Annotated in this window: 4 protein-coding genes; 1 reads left to right on the top strand and 3 read right to left on the bottom strand. The window is 63.3% G+C overall.

The features are described from left to right. Window positions 1-165 precede the first annotated feature (165 nt). Together AC1D2K_RS30610 and AC1D2K_RS30605 are read right to left on the bottom strand one after the other, a co-directional pair. Window positions 166-1077 (bottom strand): carbohydrate ABC transporter permease, encoded by a 912-nt coding sequence (locus AC1D2K_RS30610; RefSeq protein WP_478093681.1) that lies wholly within the window; start codon window positions 1075-1077, stop codon window positions 166-168. A 32-nt stretch (window positions 1078-1109) separates the two neighbouring features. Then, the gene (locus AC1D2K_RS30605) at window positions 1110-2366 is read right to left on the bottom strand and encodes an ABC transporter substrate-binding protein (RefSeq protein WP_478093679.1); all 1257 of its coding nucleotides are present in this window, start codon (window positions 2364-2366) and stop codon (window positions 1110-1112) included. Window positions 2367-2573: 207 nt separating this feature from the next. On the opposite strand from AC1D2K_RS30605, the gene AC1D2K_RS30600 reads away from it, so the two are divergent. Next, window positions 2574-3371, top strand: coding sequence for a GntR family transcriptional regulator (locus AC1D2K_RS30600; RefSeq protein ID WP_478093678.1), 798 nt, complete (start codon window positions 2574-2576; stop codon window positions 3369-3371). 28 nt (window positions 3372-3399) lie between these two features. Here the strand turns inward: AC1D2K_RS30600 and AC1D2K_RS30595 are convergent. Continuing rightward, the coding region (locus AC1D2K_RS30595; RefSeq protein WP_478093676.1) for a mandelate racemase/muconate lactonizing enzyme family protein at window positions 3400-4446 on the bottom strand (1047 nt) is incomplete at its 5' end.

The following is a 4446-nucleotide window of genomic DNA, read 5'->3' as shown; positions in this document are numbered from 1 at the left end:
GGTTGGCAAAGTCCGGCACCAGATGCGGCGGCGTGGCGAAGAGGTCCGCCGAGCTGGTCATCGAGGTCACCAGCATCCAGTAGATCGGAAAGGCCGTGATGCCCAGCATGCCCAGGATCACGATCACGAGCAGCGCCTGGCGCCAGCCAAGGGTGGTGTTTTTCATCAATGCCCCGCCGCGCGCTCGGCGCGCACCGTCAACCGGAAATAGACGACTGTGATGGCGAGGGCCAGCGTCAAGCCGACCATGCCGACTGCCGCAGCCTCCCCCAGCTCACGATAGGTGAAGGCGCGGCGGTACAGCTCGATCACCAGCGTGTTGGTCGAGCCGATGGGGCCACCTTGCGTCATGAGCCAGATCAGGTCGAAGCGGCGCAGCGACCAGATCGTGATGAACAGCGTCAGCAGCATCACGGTCGGCCGGATGGCGGGCCATACGACCGCACCGAAGACGCTGAGCCGGTCGGCGCCATCGATGACCGCGGCTTCGCGAAGATCGGTTGACACGCCCTGCAATGCGGACAGGATCACAACGGACGTGAATGGGAAGATCTGCCACACGGTGGTGATCAGCACCGCCGGCAAGGCACGCGACGGGTTGTCGAGCCAGCCTTCCATGCCGGATGACAGATGGAGGAAGTTGAACACGTGCTGCAGCACGCCGTACTGGCCGTTGTACATCCAGATGAAGATCAGGGCCACGGCGACCGGCGGGGCCGCCCACGGGATGGTGATCAGCGAGCGGGCCAGTCCACGACCGCGAAACGGCATGTTGAGCAGCAGCGCAGTGCCCAGGCCGATGCCGATCGAGAAAACGACACAGGCGACCGTGTAGACCAGCGTGACGACCAGGACCTGGTTGAACTCGGCCTGGCCGAACAGGTCGGCGTAGTTGCGCAACCCGACCCACGTGTGCTGCCCCGGCGAGAGCAGCGAGGTCTGCGTGAAGCTCAGGTACAGCTCCTGCACCAGCGGATAGGCCTGGAAGACCAGCAGATACAGCATGACAGGCGCGCAGAACAGATAGGGTGCCCACCCCACGCCGCCGGAGGCGGCTGGCTTGCTGCTGACAGCCATGGCTGGCTTTGCGTCCGTCGCGGCCGCGGCGTTCATTTGCGCAGCACCCGTGTGCTGACGAGCTTCTGCGCGTCGTCCATGGCCTTCTGCGGATCGGCGCCGCCCTGCAGCACGCGCAGCACCTGCTCCAGGATCACCTGCTGGATCTCCGGCGTGCGCGCCTCGAAGCCCTGCACCAGTTGTGGCACGCTGTTGGCCGACTGGTCGTCATAGACCTTGAGCCACGGCTTAGCCTTGAGCTCTTCGGGCGTGCGCTCGACCACCGTCGCGACGCTGGCCGCGCCGAGGATTCCCTGCAGTTCCTTCTGGTTCTCGGGCTGCATCATCCACTTGACGAAGGTGACCGCCGCAGCCTTGTGCTTGGTGTTGGCGTTGATGGTGAGCGGTGCGAGGATCAGGCCTTGCGCACGGGTCGGGAATGGCGATGGAGCCGCAGCGAGCGGCAGGTCGGGCGCCTGTTGGCTGAAGATGCCAGCCACACCGCCGTTGTCGATCTCCATCGCCAGCTTCTTCTCCCAGAACATGCGACGGTAGGTCGCGGCATCGGCGCCTTTCGGTGTCGCGCCGAGGTCGTACATCTTCTTGTAGGCGACGACGCCTTCCACCACCTTCGGGCTGTTGATCGTGAGGTTGCCCTTCTCGTCGCTCCAGCGTCCGCCAAAGCCGTAGACGAAGTTGCAGAGGTCCTGCCAGAAGCCGTTGCTCTCGGCCATCGTGGCGCGGTAGGCAAAGCCGAACACGTTGTCTCCGGTCGCACCCTTGGCGGCCGCAAGGAACTCGTCGAAGGTCGCCGGCGGCTTGCCGCCCTTGAGCAATTGCGGGTTGTAGATCAACTGGTAGTTGCTGATCTCGAAAGGGACGCCGTAGCGCTTGCCGTCGATCACCAGGTATTTGTTGGGGCCGGTCAGCTTGTAGTCGCTGGCCTTGATCTCGCTGTCCAGCGGCACGATGCGCTGCGCCTGTGCGGCCGCGTAGTAGTCGATCAGGTCGAAGCGCACGAGGTCGGGCCCTGCCCCGCCGCCCATCTGCGTGAACACCGTCTTGGCGAGCGTGGAGAACGGCAGCGCGAGCGGCTGCACTTCGATCGCGTTCTGGCTCTTGTTGAATTTGTCGACCCAGACCTTGAGCTTGTCGCCCCGCCCGGATTCCGCAAAGGTCGCGGCAGCGAAGCTCAGGGTTTCCTTAGCCTGCGCATGCGCAGCGTCAGGCAAGGACGAGGCGAAGACGATGGCTGCAGCGATGGCCGTGGCGCTGGCCGAGATGCGTGAGAGGCCCGAGAGTTGATTCATGCATGTCCCCAGTAAGCGGTGCGTCGGCCGCTGGTTCTTGATGGAAGGAAACGAAGAATACTGTGATATTTCACGATATTTCTAAGTGAATACCCTATCGACCAATCTGACATAGCCAAAGCCTTCGCTCATTGGGAAAACCGTCGAGAACGCGAGTGACAACGCTGACATATCAGCTATGCTTGGGTACTGCATCAAGGAGATTTCATGGCGACCCGCGCTCCTGCCCGACCCAAGCTGGTACCTGTTGACACAACGACGCCTGCCACCCCGCGCAAGGCGGCTACCAATCTGTCGGATCAAGCCTATGAGCGCATCGAAGAACTGCTGATCTGCTGCAAGCTCCCGCCCGGCCGATTCCTGGCGACCCACGAACTGCAGGCAATGGTCGGCTACGGCCGTACGCCGGTGCACCAGGCGCTCAGCCGCTTGGCGGCCGACACCCTCGTGCAGATCACCCCGCGCCATGGCATCCGCATCGCACCGATCGACCTGACACGAGACCGCCTCTTACTGCGCCTTCGCCGCGACATGGAGCGATTTGTCATCCGGCTCGCCACAGAGCGATCGGGCGCATCACAGCGCAACCGCATGCAGCACATAAAAAGGCAGCTCATCGAGCACGGCTCCCAGATGACGATCGACCAGTTCAATGTCGTCGACCGCATGATCGACCAGTTGTTTCTCGCGGCCGCGCAGGAACCCTTCGTTGAGGGAACGCTGCGGCCGCTGCATACGATCTTCCGGCGGATCGGCTGGATCTATCACATGCACAACCCGAACGAGGTTCACCTGCAGGGTACGGTCGACGGACACATCGCCGTCATCGACGCGGTGGCCAACGGCAATGTCGATGAGGCCATCTCGGCGTCCGACGGCCTGATGGATTTTGTGGACGGCATGTTCGAAGTGCTCGAGCGCGACGTGGCGCCCAGCACGCTCGATTGCAGTCTGCAGGACGACGAAAACTACCTAGCCCTTGGCACGCCCGGCACCGCACGCTGATTGCGCCGGCTCACCTTCAGGTGCTTTCTCACGGCAGGGTCGACACGATCACGATCGCATCCGGCCGCTTCTCGATGTCAGGCACCAGTGCCATCCCCAGTCCGGGCCCTGCCGGCGGACGGATGAACCCGAGTTCGATGGGCGGAAGACTTTGGACGCAGTCGGCGTACCAGCCGTAGTAAAAGCCCCGCGCGATCTCCTGCTCGACCACATTGGGGAAGACCATCGCGAGGTGCGTCGAGACGGCCAGCGTCACCGGCCCGGAGCAATCGTGGTACGCAATCGATCTGGCGTGCGCCTCGGCCAACGCGCTGGCCTTTCGCGCGAACGTCACGCCACCGCCCCAGGTCACGTCGATGATCGGCGTCGAGATCTTTCCGACTTCCAGCAGCCCCTGAATCTGGCCCAGGCCTCCGAGCGTTTCACCGCCGGCAAGGGGCGCCGAGGTGGCGACAGTCAGGTCTGCCAGTTCCGACAGCCGGTCCATCCAAATCGGATCCTCAATCCAGTCGGGCTCGATTTCTTCCAGAGCGGCCGCGATCTTCTTCGCAGCGGGAAGGCTCCAGAGTCCATGCAACTCGGCTTTCAGGCGCATGCGCGAGCCGTGAACCTTTCTAATCTCCTCGAAGGGCGCCATCCCCTTCTTCAGATCTGCCGCCGAGATGTCGTACCCGTCGACAGCACCCTCCGCAAAATCGAAAGGCCAGATCTTCATGGACGTGATGCCCATGCCTAGCAACTCAGCCGCCAACTCCGCAGGCCGATTCATGAAGGCATCGAGATCCTCGTAGGTCTTCTGAGCCGCCGCAGGTCCTTTCAGTCCAAAGTTGTCAGGCCTGACATCCGAAGTCTTGGTGACGTAGCTCGGGCCCGCACAGGTGTTGTAGACCCTGATGCGGTCTCGCGTCCTGCCGCCCAGAAGTTCGCAGAGCGGGATGCCCGCCCGCTTTCCGGCGAGATCCCACAGCGCAACATCCACGGCAGACAGCGCGCGAATCTCCGCGCCGGTGCCGCAGAAGCCGACGTAGGGGCGCATCAGCCTGTTGAGCGCCTCGATGCGCGATGGGTCCTGGCC

This window comes from Variovorax sp. P1_H12_2 (assembly GCF_056405335.1).
This window is presented reverse-complemented; position numbering and strand designations above follow the sequence as displayed.